The 22,914-nt window shown below is 45.8% G+C and carries 17 protein-coding genes; 9 read left to right on the forward strand and 8 right to left on the reverse strand.

The window, feature by feature from the left end:
- Positions 1–190 precede the first annotated feature (190 nt).
- The 6 genes from rsgA to malT form a co-directional block, all read right to left on the reverse strand.
- Entirely contained in the window at positions 191–1,267 is a 1,077-nt protein-coding gene (gene rsgA / locus R8N49_RS17445; RefSeq protein ID WP_258489192.1) for a ribosome small subunit-dependent GTPase A, read from the reverse strand.
- Between the two features lie 275 nt (positions 1,268–1,542).
- Positions 1,543–1,851, reverse strand: coding sequence for a PTS transporter subunit EIIB (locus R8N49_RS17450; RefSeq protein ID WP_017634466.1), 309 nt, complete (start codon positions 1,849–1,851; stop codon positions 1,543–1,545).
- Positions 1,841–2,455 carry an SCO family protein gene (locus R8N49_RS17455; protein WP_017634465.1) on the reverse strand — a complete coding sequence of 205 codons (615 nt, stop codon included), beginning with the start codon at positions 2,453–2,455 and terminating at the stop codon, positions 1,841–1,843. The genes R8N49_RS17450 and R8N49_RS17455 overlap by 11 nt, the downstream gene beginning before the upstream one ends.
- A 9-nt stretch (positions 2,456–2,464) precedes the next feature.
- Positions 2,465–2,890: a hypothetical protein gene (locus R8N49_RS17460; RefSeq protein ID WP_017634464.1), complete on the reverse strand. Its 426-nt coding sequence runs from the start codon at positions 2,888–2,890 to the stop codon at positions 2,465–2,467.
- Between the two features lie 243 nt (positions 2,891–3,133).
- A complete protein-coding gene (locus tag R8N49_RS17465; RefSeq protein ID WP_025998607.1) occupies positions 3,134–4,051 on the reverse strand; it encodes a DUF368 domain-containing protein in 918 nt (305 codons plus the stop codon).
- Between the two features lie 578 nt (positions 4,052–4,629).
- A complete protein-coding gene (gene malT, locus R8N49_RS17470) occupies positions 4,630–7,338 on the reverse strand; it encodes an HTH-type transcriptional regulator MalT (protein ID WP_318190025.1) in 2,709 nt (902 codons plus the stop codon).
- 734 nt (positions 7,339–8,072) lie between these two features.
- On the opposite strand from malT, the gene R8N49_RS17475 reads away from it, so the two are divergent.
- The 5 genes from R8N49_RS17475 to R8N49_RS17495 all read left to right on the forward strand — a co-directional run bounded on the left by R8N49_RS17475 (position 8,073) and on the right by R8N49_RS17495 (position 18,353).
- Positions 8,073–10,526 (forward strand): glycogen/starch/alpha-glucan phosphorylase, encoded by a 2,454-nt coding sequence (locus tag R8N49_RS17475; protein WP_005374836.1) that lies wholly within the window; start codon positions 8,073–8,075, stop codon positions 10,524–10,526.
- Between the two features lie 117 nt (positions 10,527–10,643).
- The gene (malQ, locus tag R8N49_RS17480) at positions 10,644–12,824 is read left to right on the forward strand and encodes a 4-alpha-glucanotransferase (protein ID WP_005374838.1); all 2,181 of its coding nucleotides are present in this window, start codon (positions 10,644–10,646) and stop codon (positions 12,822–12,824) included.
- A gap of 283 nt (positions 12,825–13,107) precedes the next feature.
- Complete coding sequence (gene glgB, locus R8N49_RS17485; RefSeq protein WP_250156841.1) at positions 13,108–15,300, forward strand: 1,4-alpha-glucan branching protein GlgB; 2,193 nt, start codon at positions 13,108–13,110, stop codon at positions 15,298–15,300.
- A gap of 137 nt (positions 15,301–15,437) precedes the next feature.
- Positions 15,438–16,112: a monofunctional biosynthetic peptidoglycan transglycosylase gene (gene mtgA, locus R8N49_RS17490; RefSeq protein WP_186585601.1), complete on the forward strand. Its 675-nt coding sequence runs from the start codon at positions 15,438–15,440 to the stop codon at positions 16,110–16,112.
- Positions 16,113–16,292: 180 nt separating this feature from the next.
- Positions 16,293–18,353, forward strand: coding sequence for an alpha-amylase (locus R8N49_RS17495; protein WP_186585602.1), 2,061 nt, complete (start codon positions 16,293–16,295; stop codon positions 18,351–18,353).
- 69 nt (positions 18,354–18,422) lie between these two features.
- Here R8N49_RS17495 and R8N49_RS17500 read toward each other — a convergent pair whose 3' ends face one another.
- A complete protein-coding gene (locus tag R8N49_RS17500) occupies positions 18,423–19,139 on the reverse strand; it encodes a DsbA family protein (protein WP_005384623.1) in 717 nt (238 codons plus the stop codon).
- A gap of 96 nt (positions 19,140–19,235) precedes the next feature.
- Positions 19,236–19,523 (reverse strand): hypothetical protein, encoded by a 288-nt coding sequence (locus R8N49_RS17505; protein WP_049872671.1) that lies wholly within the window; start codon positions 19,521–19,523, stop codon positions 19,236–19,238.
- A 448-nt stretch (positions 19,524–19,971) separates the two neighbouring features.
- On the opposite strand from R8N49_RS17505, the gene R8N49_RS17510 reads away from it, so the two are divergent.
- From R8N49_RS17510 to R8N49_RS17525, 4 genes are all read left to right on the forward strand, one after another.
- Complete coding sequence (locus tag R8N49_RS17510; RefSeq protein WP_186585603.1) at positions 19,972–20,709, forward strand: nucleoside recognition domain-containing protein; 738 nt, start codon at positions 19,972–19,974, stop codon at positions 20,707–20,709.
- The gene (locus R8N49_RS17515) at positions 20,709–21,176 is read left to right on the forward strand and encodes a YjiG family protein (RefSeq protein WP_005374849.1); all 468 of its coding nucleotides are present in this window, start codon (positions 20,709–20,711) and stop codon (positions 21,174–21,176) included. The genes R8N49_RS17510 and R8N49_RS17515 overlap by 1 nt, the downstream gene beginning before the upstream one ends.
- A 9-nt stretch (positions 21,177–21,185) precedes the next feature.
- The gene (locus R8N49_RS17520) at positions 21,186–22,310 is read left to right on the forward strand and encodes a M20 family metallopeptidase (protein ID WP_186585062.1); all 1,125 of its coding nucleotides are present in this window, start codon (positions 21,186–21,188) and stop codon (positions 22,308–22,310) included.
- 164 nt (positions 22,311–22,474) lie between these two features.
- Positions 22,475–22,849 carry a YkvA family protein gene (locus tag R8N49_RS17525; protein WP_053303903.1) on the forward strand — a complete coding sequence of 125 codons (375 nt, stop codon included), beginning with the start codon at positions 22,475–22,477 and terminating at the stop codon, positions 22,847–22,849.
- Positions 22,850–22,914 lie beyond the last annotated feature (65 nt).

Genomic DNA, 22,914 nt, shown 5'->3' on the forward strand with positions numbered 1-22,914 from the left:
CATATCTTAGCTTGGTAATATTTTGTGTCTAGTTTTAGTTTGTTTTTGGATTAAGTGTTTGCTCAATGTTATTTAAATAAGATTTTTATGTTGAAAATTATCATTAGTTATGAGTAATGGTTTTTAATAAAGTTGTTAAAAAGGAGACTTTCGTCTCCTTTGATTTTATTGACAACTCAAACGCAACAAATTAATAACTTTGTTGGCGCCTGCGCTTATCACTCATGGCATTTCGAGTGAGTTTCCCGAACGGTCGACTTTGAGCTCGTTGCTCTGCCAAAGTCGCACCGTTAAAGGCTTGTTCTCGCAATAGTTTTTGATAGTTATTGAAACGACGAACTTCCAGTTTGCCATTTTCAATCGCAGTTTGAATTGCGCAACCCGGCTCAGTTTGATGCTGGCAATCACCAAAGCGACAACGCTGAGCGAGAGCCTCAATATCAGAAAATGCCTCACTGACCCCCGATTCACAATCTGCTAGTTGAAGCTCGCGCATTCCCGGAGTATCAATCAAGATGCCGCCATCAGGTAATAGATGGATAGAGCGCGATGTAGTTGTATGTCGCCCTTTGCTATCGTCTTCACGAATATGCCCAGTTGCCTGTTCTTGTTGCCCGAGTAATGCATTAACAAGAGTTGATTTGCCAACGCCTGAAGAACCGATAAAAGCGAGGGTTTGTCCTTCTTTGCACCAGGTCATGAGTTTAGAAGCACTCTCTATTTCTAAGCCGTTGACTGTCTCTATCGCTAATAGAGGGTCGAGCTTCTGTACTTGGCTTTTTAGTTCATCAGTATTGTCACACAAATCGGCTTTGGAAAGCACGATGACGGGTTCGACTTCGGCTTCATGAGCCAAGGCAAGATAACGTTCAATACGACTTAAATTGAAGTCGTCGTTAAGGGAACAGACGATAAACACTGTATCCACATTGGCTGCGATGAGTTGCTCTGCCACTTTGCTGCCAGCGGCTTTGCGGCTAAAGAGGCTCAAGCGATCCAGTAGGCGAACAAATTGCTGATCTTCATTTAAGATTACCCAGTCTCCGACGGTCATATTGGGTAAAGAATGGTGGGCATTAAGATGAACTTGCCCAGTTTCTGTTGCCAATAAATAACCACTTCGGTGATGCGCAATTACACGAGCAAAGATAGTGTTGTCGTAATCGTCTAATGTCAGTTGTTGCTGAAAAAATGGTTTCCAACCCAATTGTTTTAGAGGGTTTGAAGTTGAAACTAATGTGTCACAAAAAGTATGTGTTTGATTCATCATTGAATTATCCCAGACGCAACAAAGCGCCTTAATACAAATCGCATTAGGGTCTAATTCGGATAGAGTTGACCCCGGTGAAGACCGGGCAGAGAAGGGGAGTTGTGGCTATGCCACAGAGTTGGTGCTGTTAGGGTTACCCTTGCGATGCCCAGTTAGTGTTATTCAATACAATCATCTTGTGTCCTCTTCGTTGGTTAATAAATAAGTGAGTTAATTAAGCCAAAAGAGTATAGCCGCCGTTTTTTAAAGAGGGTAGCTATACTGCAAAAATATTAACTTTGTTTTGTGATGCGCTCTTCCATAATTTGCGAATACGTGTTGGCTTTTAAGCCGTATATGATTTGGACATGACGATCATCCAATATCACGACGCCATGCGCGCCATGATTTTTGAGTGCGTTCTTATCGATGACGGACGTCGCTCTGAGGGTAAGACGCAGCCGAGTCGCACATGCACCAGTTTCTAGCAGGTTCTCTATGCCCCCAATGGCGTCAATGATCGTATCGACGTCTTGTTCGACATTGGGGTTGGTATGAGTTAGGAAATTGAAAAATTGCTTCAGCGCTGACTTAACCGTCATTTGAAGAGCCTTCGGTCGTTAGTTTTGAAATGGCTTCAACAATCGGTGCCGGCGAGAGCGTATGCGGTACTTTAGTGATTAACGTGCCATCCGGCTTCAAGAAGTAAAAGTAAGAGCTATGATCCAGCGTGTACTTTAGTTCCGAGCCTTCCAATTCTGTCTTGCGGAAAATGACACCATAGTTGTGTGCCAAAGGTGTCGTTACATCAAGTGGTGCCGATAGGCCTTCAATCATTGGATGGAAGTAATGGGCATATTTTGCTGATGCATCGGCCTCATCACGCTCTGGGTCTAAAGAAATGAACATCGGGCGTAGTTGTGCTTTTTGCGCGTCGTCAATTTGATTCAGTGCTCCTGCCAGCATTGCAAGAGAAGTTGGGCAAACGTCTGGGCAGCGAGTAAAGCCAAAATAGACGACTCGGATGCGAGGGTCATTCACATCGAAGATATTGATGGCTTGGTTATTTTCCCCAAACAATACTGTTTGTTGAGAGGTGGAACTGTCCACTTGCTCTGGCTTCGTTTTCTGATTATCTAAATAGCTCTTTACGCCAAACCCGAGTGCGAAAGCAGCTACGAGAAATAGGGACCAATTGCGGCTCATAACGATTCCTTATCTTTGCATTTTTATAGCAGGGTAAACGGTATTCTCTCCATCACTGAGTTCACCAACCCAAGTCATTGCATCCTCCGTGCAAACTGGGAGAATGATGTCACCTTGATATTGGCCAGGAGCGATTTGCTTCAGCAAAAACTTAGGCTCACCCATCTCCATTTCTCTTCCTGAAAGACTTAGGATGAGTTGCTTAGCATCGCTTGTATGCCACTCAACATTTAGAGTGGTAGGAACCAAGGGTTGAGCAGTTTCTGAGTTTAGCGTCATCGTAACATTTTCTTGGACGCAAGAGGTTGTAGAGAGAAAGCAGTATTCATCTATTGACTTGCTTTGAGTGGAAGAAGAAAAGTTTTTTATTAGAGTCGGGGCATAAAATCCCGCAACTAATGCGGCTGAAACAGCGGCGATTTGTAACAGTTTCATTAAGGTTCAGCATTTATCACTTAACATTACGAGCATCGTAGCACAGATGCGCCGCTCGCCAACTCGTGACCTCGGTAAATTGTGCGTTATACCTCGGTGACCAGCTTCTTAGTAACGCGACGGACTTTATTGCATCAAATACAGCAGAGTTTTCAATTGAGATGTTTTGCCCTTAGCCAATAGATAAAAACGGAGCCAATTGGCTCCGTTTTTATTTGGTTCAGTATGTGTTTGATACCAAAGTTATTTATCTGAATCTGCGAATTTCTCTAGACCCAAAACCAGAGCAATGGCTGCAAGCATCATCACGACAGCAAGTACTAACTGAGAAGGTTGTGATGTCACGTGTTCAAATTCAAATGGTGATAGGTTGTGCTGTAGCAATGGCACTTGTTCGCCCTTCGAATTGGTGCGCCAAGTGATGGTTTCTTTCCATGGCCAAATCTTTGGCAACGTACCAATCATTAATCCAGTCAAAAACATCAGGGTGAAATCACGGAACTTGCGTAGTAACCACGACAATAAGTGAGAGAAGGACAGTAAACCGAGCACGCAGCCAGACAAAAATAGCGCTAATGTATCGACTTGAAAACCTTTCACTGCGGCTAATACAGGAGCATACATGCCAATCAGCAGCAAAATAAAACTGCCAGAGATACCCGGCAAGATCATTGCACAAATCGCGATAGCTCCAGCGAATAAGGTGTTAATGGCCGTTGGTTCCATGTGTAAAGGTTTGAGCACAGTAATACTATAAGCAAACCCGACACCAACGAGCAGAATGACAAAGCGGACAAGATCGCGTTGCTCAACCTGACGAATAATGTGATACACAGAGACCAAAATTAGACCAAAGAAAAATGACCAAAGTGGGATCGGGTGTGTGTCAAGAAGCCAAGTAATCAACTTTGCTAGCGTTGCAATACTGGTGAAAATGCCGGCAAACAGAGCGATAAGGAAGAATCCGTTGATGTGATTAAACACGGCTTTAACCCCTTCTTTTCGCCAGATAGAGAAAAGTGAGGGGTTAATGCGTCGAATGCTTTCAAGCAGCGTATCGTAAATACCAGTGATAAACGCGATGGTGCCGCCAGATACACCAGGTACAACATCTGCTGCACCCATGGCGATTCCCTTGAAGAAAGTAATTAAGTAGTTCATTGCTCTAATGCTAAGTCGTTTCGATGGCAGAGAGTATACAAACATTGCGATGAAAAAAGTATGAAATAGTGCTGTAACTACTTGGTTTTATATCCAATCTATTGCCTATCTTTATTACCCGCCAAGAGACAATGTCGCCGTAACGAGCTTTTAATGCTTGGTTTACATTTTTGAGATGATTAACTCTACTATCAATTATCAGTCTTGGTTGCATTATGCAATTGCAATTTGCATTACAAAGTTGCATTTTGATAATTTGCGCGTGAATAAATCCAGCTTATATGAGATCTTGTGCCCAAAAATAAGTCTTTGCATTTTGGCATGATTAATGCATAATACTGCTCGACCCTTCTTAAGCCGAGGGTCACCTAGCCAACTGACGTTGTTAGTGAATACAATTTGTTCACACTAAATATAAGCCAATCGCGATTATTGCGGTTGGCTATTTTTTTATATGAACAACGTTACTTACGTGCTTTGCAAATTGCACTTCTCTTACTGTCAGTCATAAAAAAGGGCTGACGTGTTACGCCAACCCTTGTGTTTTACTTTACGTTTTAACCCGTTTATCTAGCAGTTCAGTATCCCATTAACTGTAGCAAATTTTCAGCTGTCACAATGGCTTCTTTACGATTAGCAATATTAAGCTTTTGGTACAGGTTGCGAATGTGGGTTTTAATTGTCGTACCTGCCACATCCAGCTCTTGTGCGATTTGCTCGTTACTAAAGCCTGAATAAATCAGTCCCAGAACCTGCCATTCGCGTTGTGTTAATGGGCTGGTACGTACTAGCTCTGGCACATTAGGGTGATTCACCAACTTTTCAATAAAGTCTTCATCAAAGTGAATCGACCGGCTACGTTGATTCGATGAAATGTCCTTCATTAACTGTTGAGCACGGTGACGCTCAAGATCGCCCAGTTCATGGCGGAGGCTCAACTTCTCCAGCAGACCGCCAATGGTTGCACCATCAATCAGGAAGTTTCCGACCATGCCAGTTTGGTTCGTCATTACTAATGCTTCTTTTAACAGAGCCTTGGCTTGCTCCTCATCTTTTTGGCGAGCAGAAAGGACCGCTTCAACCACTAAGTTGCGATTAGTATCTGTGATTAGGTTAGTGCGACGAGCTTCACCTTGGAGAAAATCTAACGCAGCACGAGCGTCGGTATATTGGCCTAAATTAATGTGGGCGCGAGCAATGTTACGCCATTGCAATTGAGAAAAGTGGTTGCATGCCGATTCAGGACGAACCGCAGTGTTGAGCCATTCTTGCATTGCATCGGTATTCCCGCGCGCTTGCCAAAATAGAATCAACGATAGTGAAGCGTTTGCAGTCCAATCTACGTGATAAGTCGACTGTTTCATCAAGTGCTGTATATGCTCAATGAATTTACCTGCTTTGTCTAATTCACCGCGTCCAATCGCAATACGCGCCAACATCGAATAGCTATGTAAGTGCTTGCTTGGTGGTTGGTTTTCGAGAATTTGCAGACCTTTGTACGCGCATTCTTCCGCTTCATCAAGTCGGTTCCAGCACCAAAGTACTTGCGCGCGAATACGCAGCAAAAATTCATGAAGAGGAACATGCTGAAGCTGCTGATCTTCAATCAGACGAAATGCGGAATCTTGTAGTTCAAAGGCAGCTTGCACGTAACCTTGTGCAATTAAAATCTCGCTTTGCTGCAATATTGCCCATAACGCTTGGTGATATACCTGATACTGACGAGCTAGCTTTTCAGTTTGTTGCATCATCGGCAAAGCACGGTCTAGTTTACCTAGCACGTGGTTAACTTCACCAACAACCGAAGTCGCCACAATTCGGCTACGGTAAATTGTGTTATCAAGTTGGCTAAGCGCTAGCTCCGCTAATTCGAGAGCTTTTTCTGGTTGGTTACTGTTGATAGCCACTTGAGCAAGCAACGCGTTTGCTTGACCTTGATAATGAATATCTAACGCAATGTTACGCTTTTTGTGTTCCTCTTCCGCTTCTTCAAGCAGGTGGCCCACTTGGTTATAACGATGCTGACTTTGAGCCAACCATGCTCGGAGCATCGTAAGTTTTGGGTGGCTGAACAACAGATCATCGTCCAACTTGTTAATTGAGCTTTCCAGTGTGCTGAGTTCGCCTTGGTTAAACATCTTCCAGCCGAATTCGTTTAGGATCTCTACCACTAAGTCCTTATCATTCGATTTTTGTGCATGATGAATCGCTTGGTGTGGTGCTTTTTGTTGTAACCAAGCGATAGCAGCATTGCGGTGGAGATCTTTTTCTTGCTGAGGAATACGAGCTTGGCGCTCATGCGATAAAAACTCGCCAAATAAGTTATGGAACCGGAACCAGTTCTGTTCCCCTTCGAGCGGATAAATGAATAAGCCGTAACGGTTAAGCGATTCAATCATTCCCAGTGCATCTTCGCGTTGGGTAAGGGCAAACACTAGCTCATCATTGAAGTGGTCAAGCACGGATACTTGCATTAAAAAGTGACGAGTTTCGTGATCGAGTAAGTCAAACACTTCTTCGACCAAGTAATCCCACAAATGCGCGTGATTGAACTGCGATACCGACTCTACAGTTTGCGCCAATGTGCGGTTTTGATGTTGGGCTTGTAATGCGATCAACTGCATCGCCGATGGCCAACCTTCAACATAGGTTCTTAGGCTGTTCGCCATGTCTTCATCAATACCATCGGCGATACGCTGGTTAAAGAAGCGAGTGGTTTCTTCGGTATCAAACGCCAACATCTCGTTGCCAATTTCGATCATTAAATCACGAACACGTAAGTTTGCAGTGCCTAGAGGCGGCGCTGCACGACTGGTTACCACAACGGTGAGGTTGTCTGGCATGTGCTTTAAAAAGAAACGCATGGATTCATGGATTTCATCATTCGTGATTAAATGGTAGTCATCAAGCACCACGTAGCACTCTTGATGAAAGTCAGCCATTTCTGCGAATACTTCGCTAAATAGGGAGCGTAAAGACGAGATCTGACGTTTTTCCGCCAGTTTTTGTGCGTTAGCGCAACTGAAGTTGGTGGCTTTGTTTAGTGCTTGAAGCAGATAGTTTACAAAGCGAAAGCCGTCGTTATCGCTGTCATCAATGCTGTACCAACCGACGTTTGGCTTATCGGATAGCCACTGCGCTGCCATTGTTGTTTTTCCGTAACCTGCTGGGGATCGGAATAAAACCAATTTGTAGTAAGGCGCTTGCTGTAGTAAGTCCAACACTCGTGGGCGCACGATGGCATTGTGCAGGCGTCCTGGTCGAGTAAGCTTAGATGGAATCCACATTAGTAGTTATGTCCTTATTTATGTATACCCAAATGACAGCAACGTGATCATTCTAGTAAAGCCCCCTTGAAAGCCGTCTTACTGAATGATGCCATCAGCATCAAAAACACTGTTTGAATACCGGATAATGTCGCTACTATTGGGGCTTGCGTCCGTCTGAAAAACCATTCCATACGGTCACTTAAATATAAAAGCTAGCGAAAACTAGAAATAACTCACATCGCCTAATTCTAGTTTGTATAAAAAGCGTACAATCCTGTGAGCTGAGAGGGATGTTACGACATCAGAAATGTTCGTTACTTTGATCCACTTCCTAATTCTCAAGGGTTGATGGATTTACCATCAACTACGCCCTTTATTTGTGATTGTCGTCACTTAAATATCGTTTGTTTCGTTAGCGTTAAGATCGCGTTGCACATAGATTACGAAAAGTTCTTCTACGCTGACCGAGTTAATGTGACCGATATTACAATTTTCACATCATCAGATGAGTGGACTATAAAAAGCGTCATGAACGGGTTTTAACCTTTCTCACATTCCATTGTGATCAAAATCACTAAGAACTGGTGCAAAGTTCACTTTGTTGAGATTTGGATCACTAACCTAGCAATGGTACCCCCTCTACGCCCTCAGCCCTCCTCCTTCAAAGGATGAGAATTAGGAGGATGTTTATTCACAGAGGTAAATGCACGATGTATGGCAGATGAATTACCAAAAGACGTGAGAATTTCGTAATGAAACCTACTCAACAAAAACAATTTGACAAGAAGTCGTTCCAAGAAAGCGTAAAGAAACACCTATCTGTAACTTACGCTCATACGATTGAAAACGCAGACAGCCGCGCATGGTACCTAGCAATGGGGCATGCTCTGGCTGAATTTACTACTCTAGATTTGCTTGCGACAGAAGAAGATCCACGCATTAAAAGTGCGAAGAGCGTTAACTACCTTTCGCTAGAATTCCTTATCGGTCGTTTGACGGGTAACAACCTAATCAGCATGGGTCTGTATGAACAAGTAACAGAAGCAATGGCTGAACTGGGTTACAACCTAACTGATCTGCTAGAAGAAGAGCGCGACCCATCATTGGGTAACGGTGGCCTTGGTCGTCTGGCTGCGTGTTTCATGGATTCATGTGCGGCACAAGAATTCCCAACTGTCGGCTATGGTTTACATTACGAATACGGTCTATTTAAACAGTCATTCAAAGATGGTCGCCAGCAAGAAGCACCTGACGCATGGCGCGGTGTAGAAGGCTACCCTTGGGAAATTGCGCGTCCAGAACTTGCGCAAGAGATCGGTTTCTACGGTCACGTTGAAGTGATTAACGAGAACGGTAAAGAGGTTCGCAAATGGGTACCAGGCATGACAGTAAGAGCAATGCCTTGGGATCTTCCAATTGTGGGTTACGAATCAGACACGGTTTACCCGCTACGTCTTTGGGAATGTCAGGCGATTGCACCATTCTCACTAGCAAGCTTTAACAATGGTGATTACTTCGAAGCTCAGCACGCACTGATCGACGCAGGTAACATCACTAAAGTGCTTTACCCGAACGACAACCACGAGAAAGGTAAAACACTGCGTCTAATGCAGCAGTACTTCCACTCAGCAGCGTCTGTACGTGACATCCTACGTCGCCACGAAGCTGCGGGCTACTCGCTAGCGGATCTACCTAAGCAAGAGACTATCCAGCTTAACGATACACACCCAACGATTGCGATTCCTGAACTAATGCGCATCCTGATGGATGAAAAAGGTTTAGCTTGGGAAGCGGCTTGGGAAATCAGCTCTAAGACATTTGCGTACACCAACCACACGCTACTTCCAGAAGCACTAGAGACATGGCCAGAGTCGCTAATCCAGCACCTGCTACCACGTCACATGGAGATCATTTACGAGATTAACCACCGCTTCCTACAAGACGTACGTGCAATGTGGCCGGGTGATGTCGCGAAGCAACAGAAGCTTTCTATCATCGAAGAAGGTTTCCACCGCATGGTTCGTATGGCAAACCTATGTGTAATCGGCTCTTACGCAGTAAACGGTGTAGCAGCACTTCACTCTGAATTGGTTAAGAAAGACCTATTCCCAGAGTTCCACGAAATGTACCCGACACGTCTACACAACGTAACGAACGGTATTACGCCACGTCGCTGGTTGAAGTTCTGTAACCCAGGTCTGTCTCAGCTTATCACTGAGAAAGTCGGCCCAGAATGGCCAGCGAAACTAGAGCAACTTGAAGGTATTGCGAAGTACGCTACTGACGCGACATTCCAAAAAGAATTCATGGCAGTGAAGAAAGAGAACAAAGAACGCCTAGCAACTTGGGTGAAAGAGAACATGGGTATCGAGCTCGATACTAATGCAATCTTCGATGTTCAAATCAAGCGTCTGCACGAGTACAAACGTCAGCATCTAGACTTGCTACACGTACTGTCTCTGTACCACCGTATTCTTAATGAACCAGGTTTTGAGTGTACGCCACGCGTTGTGTTCTTCGCAGCAAAAGCAGCACCGGGTTACCACCTAGCGAAAGAAATCATCTTCGCAATCAATAAGATTGCAGACAAGGTGAACAACGATCCTCGCATCGGTAACAAGCTGAAAGTGGTATTCATCCCTGACTACCGCGTGAGCATGGCTGAAATCATTATCCCTGCGGCTGACGTTTCTCAACAAATCTCGCTAGCGGGTAAAGAAGCATCAGGTACAGGTAACATGAAGATGGCGCTAAACGGTGCGCTAACTATCGGTACAATGGATGGTGCAAATGTTGAGATTCGTGAGGAAGTAGGCGATGAGAACATCTACATCTTCGGTCTAGATGTTGAAGGTGTGAAAGCGCTGAAAGCTCAAGGTTACAACCCATTTGATTACTACAATGCGGATCACTTACTCAAAGCGTCAATGGACTTGCTATTGGGTGAAGAGTTCACACCAGGCCAACCAGGCTTACTGCGTGCCACATACGACAGCCTGCTAGACGGTGGTGACCCATACTTATGTCTCGCGGATTTCGCCTCTTATGTGAAAGCACACGAAGACATGAGCGAACAATATAAAGATCAAGCTGGCTGGGCGAAGAAGGCCATTCTTAATACCGCCCTTGTTGGCAAGTTCACGTCAGACCGCTCAATCCGCGACTACGTGAACAATATCTGGAAACTTGAAGCGGTGAAACGCTAATAGAACCTAGTTAAGACCAAGGTAGCCAAGCGCTACCTTTGGTCATTTTCCAAAAGAAGTTATTGATAACAATAAAACCCTACATGGAAGGTGTTGGTATTACCTTCGGAGAAAGCGATGAAAGAACAAACAGCATTAAAGAAAGTCGCGGAAATGGCGAGATTGGCTGATAGCTATGTCAGTGCTTGGGGAGATGAGGCTAAAGTGTCTGAGGAGACGCTACGCCGCTTGCTCGCTTCGCTTGGCTACGATACTAGCAGTGATGAAAAACTACTGGCTTCTGCTGAAAAGAAACATAAAAAAGACGTACTAGCCCCTGTTCTTGTTTTACGCGACGGCGAACCAGTCGAAGTGGAACTAAACCTAGGTACGAGTGCTCGTGAGAGTGAATTCAGCTGGCGTTTAGAAACAGAACAAGGAGAGGTACTTGAAGGCTATCTTCAGTCCCAAATTGTTCGTGATGAGCGTGCTGAGGGTGGCCCTCTAGTGTTTGCATTGCCAAAGAACTTGGCTTGGGGTTATCACAAACTGATCATCAGTCGTAAGCGTCGTAAAACACCTTACGAGATGTCATTGATCATTACGCCGAAAGCGTGTTTCAAACAAGACGATCTAAACCAACACAAAAAGCTATGGGGTCCTAGTATCCAGCTTTACACACTGCGTACTCAGCATAACTGGGGCATCGGTGATTTTGGTGACCTAAAACAACTGGTGAGTGATATTGCCTCTCGTGGCGGTGACTTCATTGGCTTGAACCCGATTCACTCGCTGTTCCCTGCGAATCCAGAAGGGGCAAGCCCATACAGCCCGTCTTCTCGTCGCTGGCTGAACATCATGTACATCGACGTAAGCTCTGTACCTGAATTCGCGCTAAGTGCAGAAGCACAACAGCGTGTTGGTAGCGCAGAGTTCCAACAACGTTTACAAAAAGCGCGAGACTCTCATTGGGTGAATTACACCGAAGTTTCGCAACTAAAAATGAGCGTTCTTCCGCTACTATTCAGTGAGTTTAAAGCTCGCCATTTAGACAAAAACACCGATCGCGCTCGTGCCTTCTTGGACTTTGTTGAAAAAGGCGGCGACAGCTTGCTACATCAAGCTGCATTCGATGCACTTCATGCTGATTTACATGCAGAAGATGCAAACATGTGGGGTTGGCCTGTATTCCCTGAGAAATACCGCACATTCGACGCAGCTGGTACTCAGAAGTACATCAAGGATAACCAAGATCGTGTTCACTTGTACATGTACCTGCAATGGATCGCAGACGATCAAATCAAAGAAGCGCAAGCGCTAGCCGAAGAAAAAGGCATGGCTGTGGGTTTGTACCGTGACCTTGCGGTTGGTGTTGCTGATTCTGGTAGTGAAACATGGGCTGATGAAGGCGCGCTAGTATTGGATGCAAGCATCGGTGCACCACCAGATGTACTTGGTCCACTAGGCCAAAACTGGGGTCTGCCTCCGCTTAACCCTCAGGTTTTAGAAGCGACTGGCTACGACGCTTACATCAAATTGCTACGTGCTAACATGAAGCATTGTGGTGCATTGCGTATCGACCACGTACTTGGCCTGCTTCGCCTTTGGTGGATTCCAAAAGGCGAGAAAGCGACAGAAGGCGCATACTTGTACTACCCAGTGGAAGACATGCTAGCAATCCTAGCGTTGGAATCTCACCGTCATCAGTGTTCTGTAATCGGTGAAGACTTGGGTACTGTACCTGATGAAATCGTTGATATCCTTCGTGATGCGGGTGTGCATTCGTACAAAGTCTTCTTCTTCGAAACATCAAAAGACGACGGTGGCTTTATTTCTCCGAAGCACTACGCTGAGCAGTCTATGGCTGCGCTGTGTACGCACGATATGCCAACACTACGCGGTTTCTGGCACTGTGATGACTTGAAGATGGGGCGTGAGATTGGTCTGTACCCTGATGAGCAGCAGTTGGAAGGCCTATTCGCTGATCGCTTGAAGTGCAAACAAGGCATTCTAGACAGTGTTCGCTGGCATGGCTATTTGCCAGAAGGCATTGGTCATGATGCTCAGTACGTGCCAATGGATTCATACCTAAGCGAAGCGCTGCAACTGCACGTAGCCGCAGGTGACTCTGCACTGCTTAGTGTGCAGCTTGAAGACTGGCTAGAAATGGATCAACCGGTCAATATTCCTGGTACGGTGGATGAGTATCCAAACTGGCGTCGTAAATTGTCGATGAACCTAGATGAAATCTTCAGCCGTGAAGATGTGAATCGTATTTCTAAACGCCTTACTGAAGTTCGTGCACAGGCGAGTAAGTAAAATGCCTAGAGTGGCGTAGATGGACGAGCTGATTACCAATTTTGTTAGCTCAGAGGTACGAAAGTTCCGTCTAGGTCACTCATTCCTAAAACACAATCCGTTAGGATGAAGTACCGTTATTATGCCCGCGACAATAGCGGGCATTTTTGTATTTTGACGCCGTTTACGCAACGAACGTGAGAAGCGGAGTCTTTTTGTGAGTTCACAACGTTGGCTGTGGAGAAACCGATGTTTGATTCAGATCTCTGGTCTTGAAAAGGATATTGGCTCTAGGGAGAAAGATTTGAAAACCACCAAAACCAAGAAAATAAAGAAACAACACGAACGCGCATACGAACTGCTTGCTGAGGCGGCTTACTCAGATCCATTTGCTGCGCTGGGTCCATTCATTGACGACGAAGCTTCGCTGAGAGTTTGGATGCCGGGCGCAAACAAGGTTGAACTACTTGTTAATGGTGAACCTCGCGTGGCGCTTGAGCGTGATGGCGACAGCGGTTTCATCTTAAAAGAGCAACGCGATTTACACCTGACCCACTACCGTTTAGCGGTCGATTGGAATGGTGTTGAACAAATTATTGATGACCCGTACCAGTATCACAATATCTACCAAGAGTACGAGCATCTGCATACGCCAAAAGACATGTATCACTACATGGGCGCACACTTTGTCACGCTAGAACGTGGCGGTGAAAACATCTCTGGTGTGCGTTTCCTTGTTTATGCACCACATGCATCGGCTGTTAGCCTTGTGGGTTGCTTCAACCAATGGGATGGCCGTCGTCATCCAATGCAACGCCTAGACTACGGTATCTGGGGCCTATTCATTCCTGGTCTGGAAGAGGGGGTACAATACAAATTTGAGCTCAAAGGGCCAAATGGGGAAGGGCTTCCTCATAAACAAGACCCTTGGGGTTTCTACTCTGAGCAATACCCATCGTTCGCGTCCATTACTTACGATCACAAGCGTTACCAATGGCAAGATGCGAAATGGCAAAACCGTGCAGTGACGCAAAAGCGTGATGAAGCGTTATCGTTTTACGAGCTACATGCTGGATCATGGAAGCGCGACGAGAAAGGTGATTTCCTCAACTACCGAGAACTCGCAGAGCAGTTGGTGCCATACCTTGTGGATATGGGCTACACCCACGTTGAGCTGATGCCTGTGTCTGAGCATCCATTCTATGGTTCATGGGGCTATCAACCCGTTGGCTTGTTTGCACCAACTAGCCGCTTTGGCTCCCCTGATGATTTCAAATTCTTCGTGGATGCGTGTCACCAAGCAGGTATCGGTGTTGTGCTGGATTGGGTACCGGCGCACTTCCCATCGGATGATCATGGTTTAGCGAACTTTGATGGTACGCCTCTGTTCCATGATCCAGATCCGCGTCGCGGTTGGCACCAAGACTGGAACTCCTACATTTACGATTTAGGCCGTGAACATGTGCGTCGCTTCCTTGTGTCGAATGCGCTGTACTGGTTTGAACAATTCCATATTGATGGTATTCGCGTGGACGCCGTCGCGTCGATGCTCTATCTCGATTATTCACGTAGCCACGATCAGTGGGTCCCGAACGTTGATGGTGGCAACGAAAACTACGACGCAATCGCAACCTTAAAATGGATGAACGAAGAAGTGTACAAGCACTTCCCGAATGCGATGACGATTGCGGAAGAGTCAACGGCGTTTCCGGGTGTGTCTGCGCCAACCTTTATGGGTGGTTTAGGCTTTGGCTTCAAGTGGAATATGGGGTGGATGCACGACAGTCTTTCATACATCAAAGAAGATCCTGTTCACCGCAAATACCACCACAATACCATCACATTCCCGCTGGTTTATGCGCACAGCGAAAACTACGTCTTGTCTCTCTCTCACGACGAGGTGGTGTACGGAAAAGGCTCTATCCATAACAAGATGCCGGGCGATGAATGGCAGCAAACCGCAAACCTACGTGCATACTACGGTTATATGTATGGTCAACCGGGCAAAAAGCTGAACTTCATGGGCGCGGAAATCGGCCAAACGGCGGAGTGGAACCACGATGATCAGTTGCAATGGTTCTTGCTGGAATACGAACGTCATCAAGGCGTTCAAAAGCTGATGCGCGATTTGAACCACTTGTACCGAAATGAAGCGGCGATGCACGATCAAGATTGTGTTCCTGCTGGTTTTGAGTGGCGTCTACAAGACGAGGCAGATGCAAGCATCCTAGCGCACGAGCGTATCAGTAAAGGGGGTGAGCGTATTCTCATCATCACCAACTTTACGCCCGTACCACACGAGCGTTTCCGTTTAGGTGTTCCAAATGCAGGTCAATACGAACTGCTGCTGAACACGGACGACAGCAAATACGGCGGAAGCGATTTTAAAGTGCTGACCAGTGTGAAAACGGAACAAGTCGAAAGTGAATCACTGCCTCAATCACTTGAGCTTCGTTTGCCTCCACTTTCAACCGTGTTCTACAAGCTGCACAAATAATTTAGTCTAATCAAATTCTAAGCCCGTTTTACATTGTAAATCGGGCTTTTTTTTAACCAAGTTTTCACTAACGATAAACAGACTGCATACTCTATACTTGCATCATATTGTTTTATGAAATCAGGCTAGGTCGGACTTTGAGAAAGATTAAATCCCTTCTGTTCAATATCTTATTGGTGCTTTTGCTTTTACCAGTGATGCTCGTTGGCATAGTGAAATACATCGATCCACCAATTTGGGGATGGAAGATCAGCCGCATAATTTCTCCTCCTGAAGGATTTCCTGAAGAGAGTCAAAATGAATGGGTGCCTTTGAGTGATATTTCTAAACACATTCAACTGGCCGTGATTGCGACAGAAGATCAAAAGTTCCCGACCCATTACGGAGTGGATTTTGATTCCTTGTTTAAAGTGATCTCAGAGTCTGGCGAGAACGGTCCCTCGCGCGGTGCGAGCACGATTACTCAGCAAACTGCAAAGAACGTGTTTCTGTTTCCTTCACACTCTTATGTGCGCAAAGCGTATGAGCTTTATTTTGCTCTGCTGATGGAAGCAATGTGGAGTAAAAAACGCATTCTTGAAGTGTATTTGAATGTGGTGGAGTTTGGTCCAGGTATTTATGGCGCGGAAGCCGCTGCGCAAAACTACTTTGGTATTCCTGCTAAACAACTTTCAACACGCCAAGCAGCAAGGCTTGCGGTGGTGCTGCCAAATCCGTATCGCATCAAAGTTTACCCTCAGACTTCTTACACCATCAGCCGCGTCAATTGGGCGATGAGACAAATGCGTAACCTTGGTAGCGTTCTGCTTTAAACTCCTTTTTACCCTGCTCATAAGTAGAACTACGCCCCCATAAAAGCAAAATGTGAAGCGTCACAAGCTTTAGGGCGTAGCTTTTCAGAATGATGTGCTCAGTTTTTCATCCATTTACTATTAGTGTGAATAAAACTACAACACGAATACTGCGCCTATGCGCAACCAATGGACTGAACGATGAAACTGAATCTGATTACGACTACCTTATTGCTTGCATCGGCAAGTGCCATCGCCGAGCCAAACATCACCATCTCTACCACGACTAACAGCCGTGACTTTCCCTTAAGTGCAGAACAGCCTTTGGTTGTGCCCTTAACCAAAGACGGATACACGCTCAAAATCACGGGCGTTGAGGGCGACTGTGTCGCGCCTGATAGCCAGAAGGTCAAATTCAACAAACCTATCGCGCTGAACTGTGGAAAGCCAACAGAACTGCCATTAAAAATCCGCTTTACTGGCGATTACTCTTTTGCTTTTGATGCGGAAGCGAAAACATTGCGCTTCAAGCGTGAACCTAAGAAAGCCGCGAAGACAGAATTCAAACGCCCAATCCCACAAGTGCAATGTGAGGTTTATCAAGGCGGCGAAGTCACCATTGCGCTGGGTGACAGTTTCCCCGATGGCACCAAGTTGCGTGATGCTTACTCTGGGCAGATGGTCGAAGTAAAAGATCAGCAAGTATCGCTGACGCCAAGCAAAGATTCAGGCGGGTTGGTGCTACTAGAGCCAGTGAAGAAAACCAAAGAAGCAGTGCCGTTTGATTACCGCAATGCCAACATTTACTTCGTGATGGTTGACCGTTTCAACAACGCCGATACCAGCAATGACAACAGCTATGGGCGTAAGAAAGACAGCAAAGAAGAGATCGGCACCTTCCACGGCGGTGACCTAAAAGGCGTGATCGAAAAGCTAGATTACATCAAGAGCCTAGGTACAGATGCAATTTGGTTGTCGCCAATCGTTGAGCAAGTGCATGGTTTTGTGGGCGGCGGCGATAGTGGCTCATTCCCATTTTACGCTTACCACGGTTACTGGACGCGCGATTTCACCAAGATTGATGAGAACTTCGGTAACGAAGATGATCTGAAAAAGCTGGTGGAAGAGGCACACAAACGTGGCCTTAAAGTATTGATGGACGCAGTAATCAACCACACCGGTTACTCGACGTTAGCCGATTTGCAATTTGATGGTATTGAGGTGTTAAAACCAAACGCTGAACTACCTAAGAAGTGGGGGGATTGGCAACCAAAAGCGGGTGAAAACTGGCATAGCTACCACCAGAAGATTGATTACCAGAGTCCAAACTGGGCGAAATGGTGGGGCGGTGACTGGGTAAGAACAGGTCTACCGGGATACCCAGCTCCGGGCAGCAGTGATATCACCATGTCATTGGCGGGTTTGCCTGACTTTATCACTGAATCAGACAAAGCCGTGAAGCCAGCTCAATGGCTATTGGATAACCCTGGCACTCGCGTTGAGGCGCGTGATAATTACACTGTCTCGGACTACCTAATTGAGTGGCAAACTGATTGGGTGAAACGCTTTGGTATTGATGGTTACCGTGTCGACACGGTGAAGCACGTTGAAGGCCATGTGTGGAAACGCTTGAAAGAAGAGGCATCAAGCAGCCTTGAGCAGTGGCGTAAAGAGAACGGTAAGTCAGGTCAGCCATTCTGGATGATGGGTGAAGTATGGGGACATACCGCTTATCGCAGCCCTTACTTTGACGATGGCTTTGATGCGTTGATTAACTTCGACATGCAGAAGAAGTTAGACAAAGGCGCGGCGTGTTTCAGCCAAATGGCAGACACTTACCAAAGCTATGCGGACACTATCGCCAATGAGAAAGACTTTAACCCTGTGAGCTACATGTCTTCTCACGATACCGAGCTGTTCTTCTCTCGCTTCAAAGATTACGGTATGCAGCGTAACGCCGCGAATGCACTGCTTCTGAGTCCTGGTGCTGTTCAGGTTTATTATGGTGATGAAGTTGGTCGTAACATTGGTCCTTACGCGGACGATTTCCACCAAGGCACTCGTTCTGACATGGTATGGAAGCTATCTGATGAGAAGCAAGCGCTGCTCAAACACTGGCAAACTCTTGGTCAGTTCCGTAAAGCGCACCCAGCGATTGGTGCGGGTCAGCATCAAGTAATTGAACAAGAAGGCGCGTACGTGTTCTCTCGCTCGCTTGGCAATGACAAAGTCGTTGTGGCGTTTGTGGGTCGCGACAAGTAGTTAGAACTTCGTTTTAAGCCTAGATAGAAAAAGCCCTTCCTTGAGTTATCAGGGAAGGGCTTTGTTGTATTAGTTCGCCAGTTCTTGGTCGATGACTTTTTCTAGCTCGTCAAACGGCACATAGCCAGGAATGACTTGATCATTAATGATCAACGCGGGCGTGCCGCGTAAACCAAGTTGCGTGAAATACTGATAGTTTTTATCAAGCAACGCCTTGGTCTCTTTGTCGTCGACAAGCTGTGCTTCTGTCCCCGTTTTTTTCGCGATTTGATTTAAGGAACGTGCGTCATGTGCGCCCGGTTTTTTCACCAATAACTCATGCACTTGTTCGTACTTATCTCGCTGGTTTTGCCAAACATTTAATGCGTAACTTGCCGAGTTGTAACCGTTCTTCTCGTATTGTTCTTTAAAAGAGACATTGAGGTTAAGCACTTTTACCTGCGGATATTCCTTACCAACTTTGACCAGCTCTCCTTCTAAACGTTTACAAAAAGGGCAGCTGTAGTCTGTTACGTTAATAATGGTTAACTCAGGGTTTTCAGCACCAAAAGAGGAATGTTTGCCATCACTTAGATATTGACGAACCTCCTTCAAGGTGTCGCCAAATGACTGTTGATACGCAATGTACTCTTGAAGGTTTTGGTGCAATGAATCAAGAATTTGAGGGTTATCTTTTAGTATCTGATTAACTTCCTCTAGCTTTTGTTCTGCGGTCTTTTCTGATGCGAAAGATACGGCAGATACGATAGCCATCGTTAACGCCAAAAGTGTACGAGTGAATGTCATAATATTTCCTAAAACTTTTAAATTTCGTTGTTTGTTATGTGAAGTGAATAAAATATGTACAAAAGTCAGGCAGAAAGGTCTCTCGCCTTGCTGGCTTTATTCTCTAAACACGCAAAGTTTTAGGTGAACCCGATACTTTTCCGGTATCGGTTCTGTGTATTCCAGATAACGAATTGCTGTGGTTGTCATCGGCAGCGCCACAATCAAAGCAAACAGAAAAAATGGAATAAGAATATGATCAAACTGATGTTGGTACGCTTGAACCAGCTTTTCTGAAAGGTCGCAAGATGGTGATAAATTCACACTCTCATCTTGCTGACTCTGTATTTGGTGAGCCTTCGGGCAGCTTTTCGAGAAACCAGAATTTTGGCTTAAGCATATCATCACCACCCAAAGCACGAGGGCGAGTGTCCATTTGGCTATTTTATATTGTGAGCGTAACAATGGGTCGTATAGTCCTGTTAATTCTGGTTTATGCCGTTTACATATGACCGGGCCATCCTAACCTAAATTTCGTGGCTGAATGTTACTTTCGAGTTAATCGATATTGCCTCAATGCCAAAGTATGAAGTACGTCATGAATGTTGTAGAAAGCAATATTCGTCAGAATCATTTGTTGAGTTGATGAAGAAGTCGTGAGCTATCGATATAGATTAAAATACCTAATTGTTGGCACAAATTTTTATTATCTTTCAATTGTGATTGGAATCATAAAACAAAACTTCATAACTGAGTCGCGATAATGTTCGGCAGGCGGATTGATTTTGATCATCTCTCTAGCACATTATTCAGGTGAACATATGTGTTAAGTTCCACATGTGTAGGTAATGTTATGAAAATTCCTGTTCAAACTGAGCGTAAAGTTACACTGGGGTGCTACGTTGCTCTGGCGTTTGCGGTTGTGTTCTTTTCTGGCCTGATGCAATCTAGCGAATGGTACGGTGTATTCGATTTTACAACGCTCAATGGCTCTTTCGGCAAGGTGGCGTATGGTGTCACCGAAACGGCTGACGGTGTGCAAGTTGCAACAACGTCGCTTCGCGGTACTGGTGGTAGCGGTGCTCGCGACGGTTTCATTTTCGCACTTACTTTGATTCCAACTGTTATGTTCGCCTTAGGTATGATCAACGTACTTGAGCACTACGGTGCACTTGAAGCAGCTCGTAAGCTTCTTACTCCTCTTCTACGTCCTCTAATGGGCATCCCTGGTAACTCTGGTCTGGCTTTAATTGCTTCTCTACAAAGTACCGATGCAGGTGCGGCAATGACGCGTCAGCTAAAAGATGAAGGTCACCTAACTAAGCGTGAAACGGACGTATTTACCATGTTCCAGTTCACTGCAGGTGCAACCATCGTGAACTTCTTCTCATCGGGTGCTGTGCTGTTCACACTGACGATGGCTGACGGCTCTCTAGCAGTAACTTCTTCTATTGGTTTGGCGGTTGTGGTGATGTTCGCGTTTAAGATCATTGGTGCGAACCTGTTCCGTATCTACCTAAACATGACGGAAGGTAACGAAGACAAGCAAGACCAAAACAAATCAGAGAACCTAAAAGAGGAGACGGCATAATGGGTGACGTTAAAGCGAAAAAACCAATGGTGACGGATATCTTCGTCGAAGGTGCTAAGAAAGGTTGGGTGATTGCGACTACCTCTACGGTTCCTAACGTATTAATGGCGTTCGTTATCATCAAAGCGCTGCAAATCACTGGTGCGCTGGATCTGATGGGCACTGTGTTTTCTCCAATCATGGCGGTGTTTGGTCTTCCGGGTGAAGCTGCAGCGGTATTGATCGGTGCTTGGATGTCGATGGGTGGCGCAGTGGGGGTGGTTATCACGCTGTTTGACCAAGGTATCCTTAACGGCACGCACATTGCGATTCTAGCGCCTGCCATCTACCTTATGGGCTCTCAAGTTCAGTACATGGGTCGTATCATGGGCCCAATCGGTACTGAAGGTCGTTACATCCCAGTTATGATTGCAATCTCAGTATTGAACGCGTTTGGCGCAATGCTGGTGATGAATCTGTTTGTCTAGGAGTGAGTCATGCAATTCTCTCTAAATGAATATCTAGAAGAGCTACGTCCGCTAATCAATGTGGATTGTGGCACTTACACGACTGATGGCATCGAGTTCATCGCTTCTCAATTTGAAGATAAGTACCAAGCGATGTCAGGTTGGAGCGTAAAACGCATCGACTGTGGCAGAGCGGGTGTTGGTCTTGAAGTTCGAAACAAGCCGGAAGCTGAGCAAATCGATGTGATGCTAATTGGTCACATGGATACGGTGTTCCCTGTGGGTACCGCTGAGCTTCGTCCAATGTTTCAAGATGCAGAGAAAGCGTACGGTCCAGGTGTGTCTGACATGAAATCTGGTTTGCTGAACATCGTGTACGCGATGCGTAATCTAGACCAAGCGGTGTTGGATAAGCTGTCTATCGCTATCTGCATGAACCCAGATGAAGAGACGGGCTCTCTGAACTCTGTGGATTGGATTCAATCAGTAGCGAAAAACGCTAAGAATGTACTGGTTGCAGAAGCGGCACGTGCAGACGGTGGTTTAGTGAAAGCGCGTAAAGGCATGGCTCGCTACAAAATGACCTTTAATGGCGTTGCTGCTCACGCAGGGAACGAGCCAGAAAATGGCCGCAGCGCAATCACTGAGATGGCGAATTGGATTCTAGCAGTCAATGCAATGACCAACTTTGAATCTGGTACCACACTGAATGTCGGTATTGTTTCTGGTGGCAACGGAGCGAACATCGTCCCTGAGCACGCTGAAGCGATCGTGGATGTGCGTTTCTGGAGCAACGAAGAATACGATGATGTCGATAGCAAGCTAAACGGCATGCTGGAAACACCATTCGTTGATGGCGTGAGCATTGAGTTGGTTAGTGAAGCGTATAAGCCTTCTATGGTGCCAAGCCCACAAACAGAAAGCTTAATGACATTAGTTGAAGAAGCGGCAAGTGAACTGGCGATCGACATCAACTGGAAAGAAGTCGGTGGCGGCTCTGATGCAAACAATACGGCGATTCTTGGCGTTCCAACTTTGGATGGTCTAGGACCTATCGGTGCGGGCTTCCACAGCGATCAAGAGTACTTGTTGCTTGAGTCTATCGAACCGCGAATCAAAATGCTGATGCGTGTACTGGAGAAGATAGCTCAGTAGTGCACTCGACAACTTAGTTCCCAACATCACGATCCCCAGACTTCGGTTTGGGGATTTTCTATCTGTGTTTTTGTTTCACTTTACTATCATTTCTTGTTATTAATCTTGCGTTCAGGTTCGATTTATTAATATGTTGGCCACAGTCATAAATTTCGGAGGCAACGATGACCACAACAATGTCTGTAAAATCGGCGCCGAAAGACGCCAAAGATCAAACGATGCAAGCGCCAGATGAGAAAACATTCTGGCGAAAAATGAAAGGGTCGGTTAAGAAAGCGGGTGAAGAAATTGCCGTAATGGGCATTAAATCATGGCTCGCGATGACAGATTCTAACACCTCTGTTCGCCATAAGGCGATTTTAGGTGGTGCGCTGGCATACTTTGTCCTACCAACAGATATGGTGCCAGACGTACTCGCTGGCGTCGGTTTTACCGATGACATGGCAGCACTTACCTTAGCCGCGAACTCAGTCGGTAATGCCATCACCGACGAGCATGAAGAACAAGCGAGAGAAAAGCTGAATTCGATGGCGGATTAGAAAGAGTATTTCTAGACGCGGAGAAAACAAAAGCCCCGATGTTTCCATCGGGGCTTTCTTTTAGA

It is taken from the genome of Vibrio sp. 1978 (genome assembly GCF_033344345.1).

Bases quoted from the DNA above. Each gene is read 5' to 3' on its own strand.
- R8N49_RS17450 (WP_017634466.1), bottom strand. From the start codon at position 1,851: ATGACGGTTAAGTCAGCGCTGAAGCAATTTTTCAATTTCCTAACTCAT.
- R8N49_RS17515 (WP_005374849.1), top strand. From the start codon at position 20,709: ATGGGTGACGTTAAAGCGAAAAAACCAATGGTGACGGATATCTTCGTC.
- R8N49_RS17510 (WP_186585603.1), top strand. From the start codon at position 19,972: ATGAAAATTCCTGTTCAAACTGAGCGTAAAGTTACACTGGGGTGCTAC.
- R8N49_RS17525 (WP_053303903.1), top strand. From the start codon at position 22,475: ATGACCACAACAATGTCTGTAAAATCGGCGCCGAAAGACGCCAAAGAT.
- R8N49_RS17495 (WP_186585602.1), top strand. From the start codon at position 16,293: ATGAAACTGAATCTGATTACGACTACCTTATTGCTTGCATCGGCAAGT.
- R8N49_RS17500 (WP_005384623.1), bottom strand. From the start codon at position 19,139: ATGACATTCACTCGTACACTTTTGGCGTTAACGATGGCTATCGTATCT.
- malT (WP_318190025.1), bottom strand. From the start codon at position 7,338: ATGTGGATTCCATCTAAGCTTACTCGACCAGGACGCCTGCACAATGCC.
- rsgA (WP_258489192.1), bottom strand. From the start codon at position 1,267: ATGAATCAAACACATACTTTTTGTGACACATTAGTTTCAACTTCAAAC.
- R8N49_RS17455 (WP_017634465.1), bottom strand. From the start codon at position 2,455: ATGAGCCGCAATTGGTCCCTATTTCTCGTAGCTGCTTTCGCACTCGGG.
- R8N49_RS17505 (WP_049872671.1), bottom strand. From the start codon at position 19,523: ATGATATGCTTAAGCCAAAATTCTGGTTTCTCGAAAAGCTGCCCGAAG.
- R8N49_RS17460 (WP_017634464.1), bottom strand. From the start codon at position 2,890: ATGAAACTGTTACAAATCGCCGCTGTTTCAGCCGCATTAGTTGCGGGA.
- malQ (WP_005374838.1), top strand. From the start codon at position 10,644: ATGAAAGAACAAACAGCATTAAAGAAAGTCGCGGAAATGGCGAGATTG.
- R8N49_RS17465 (WP_025998607.1), bottom strand. From the start codon at position 4,051: ATGAACTACTTAATTACTTTCTTCAAGGGAATCGCCATGGGTGCAGCA.
- R8N49_RS17520 (WP_186585062.1), top strand. From the start codon at position 21,186: ATGCAATTCTCTCTAAATGAATATCTAGAAGAGCTACGTCCGCTAATC.
- R8N49_RS17475 (WP_005374836.1), top strand. From the start codon at position 8,073: ATGAAACCTACTCAACAAAAACAATTTGACAAGAAGTCGTTCCAAGAA.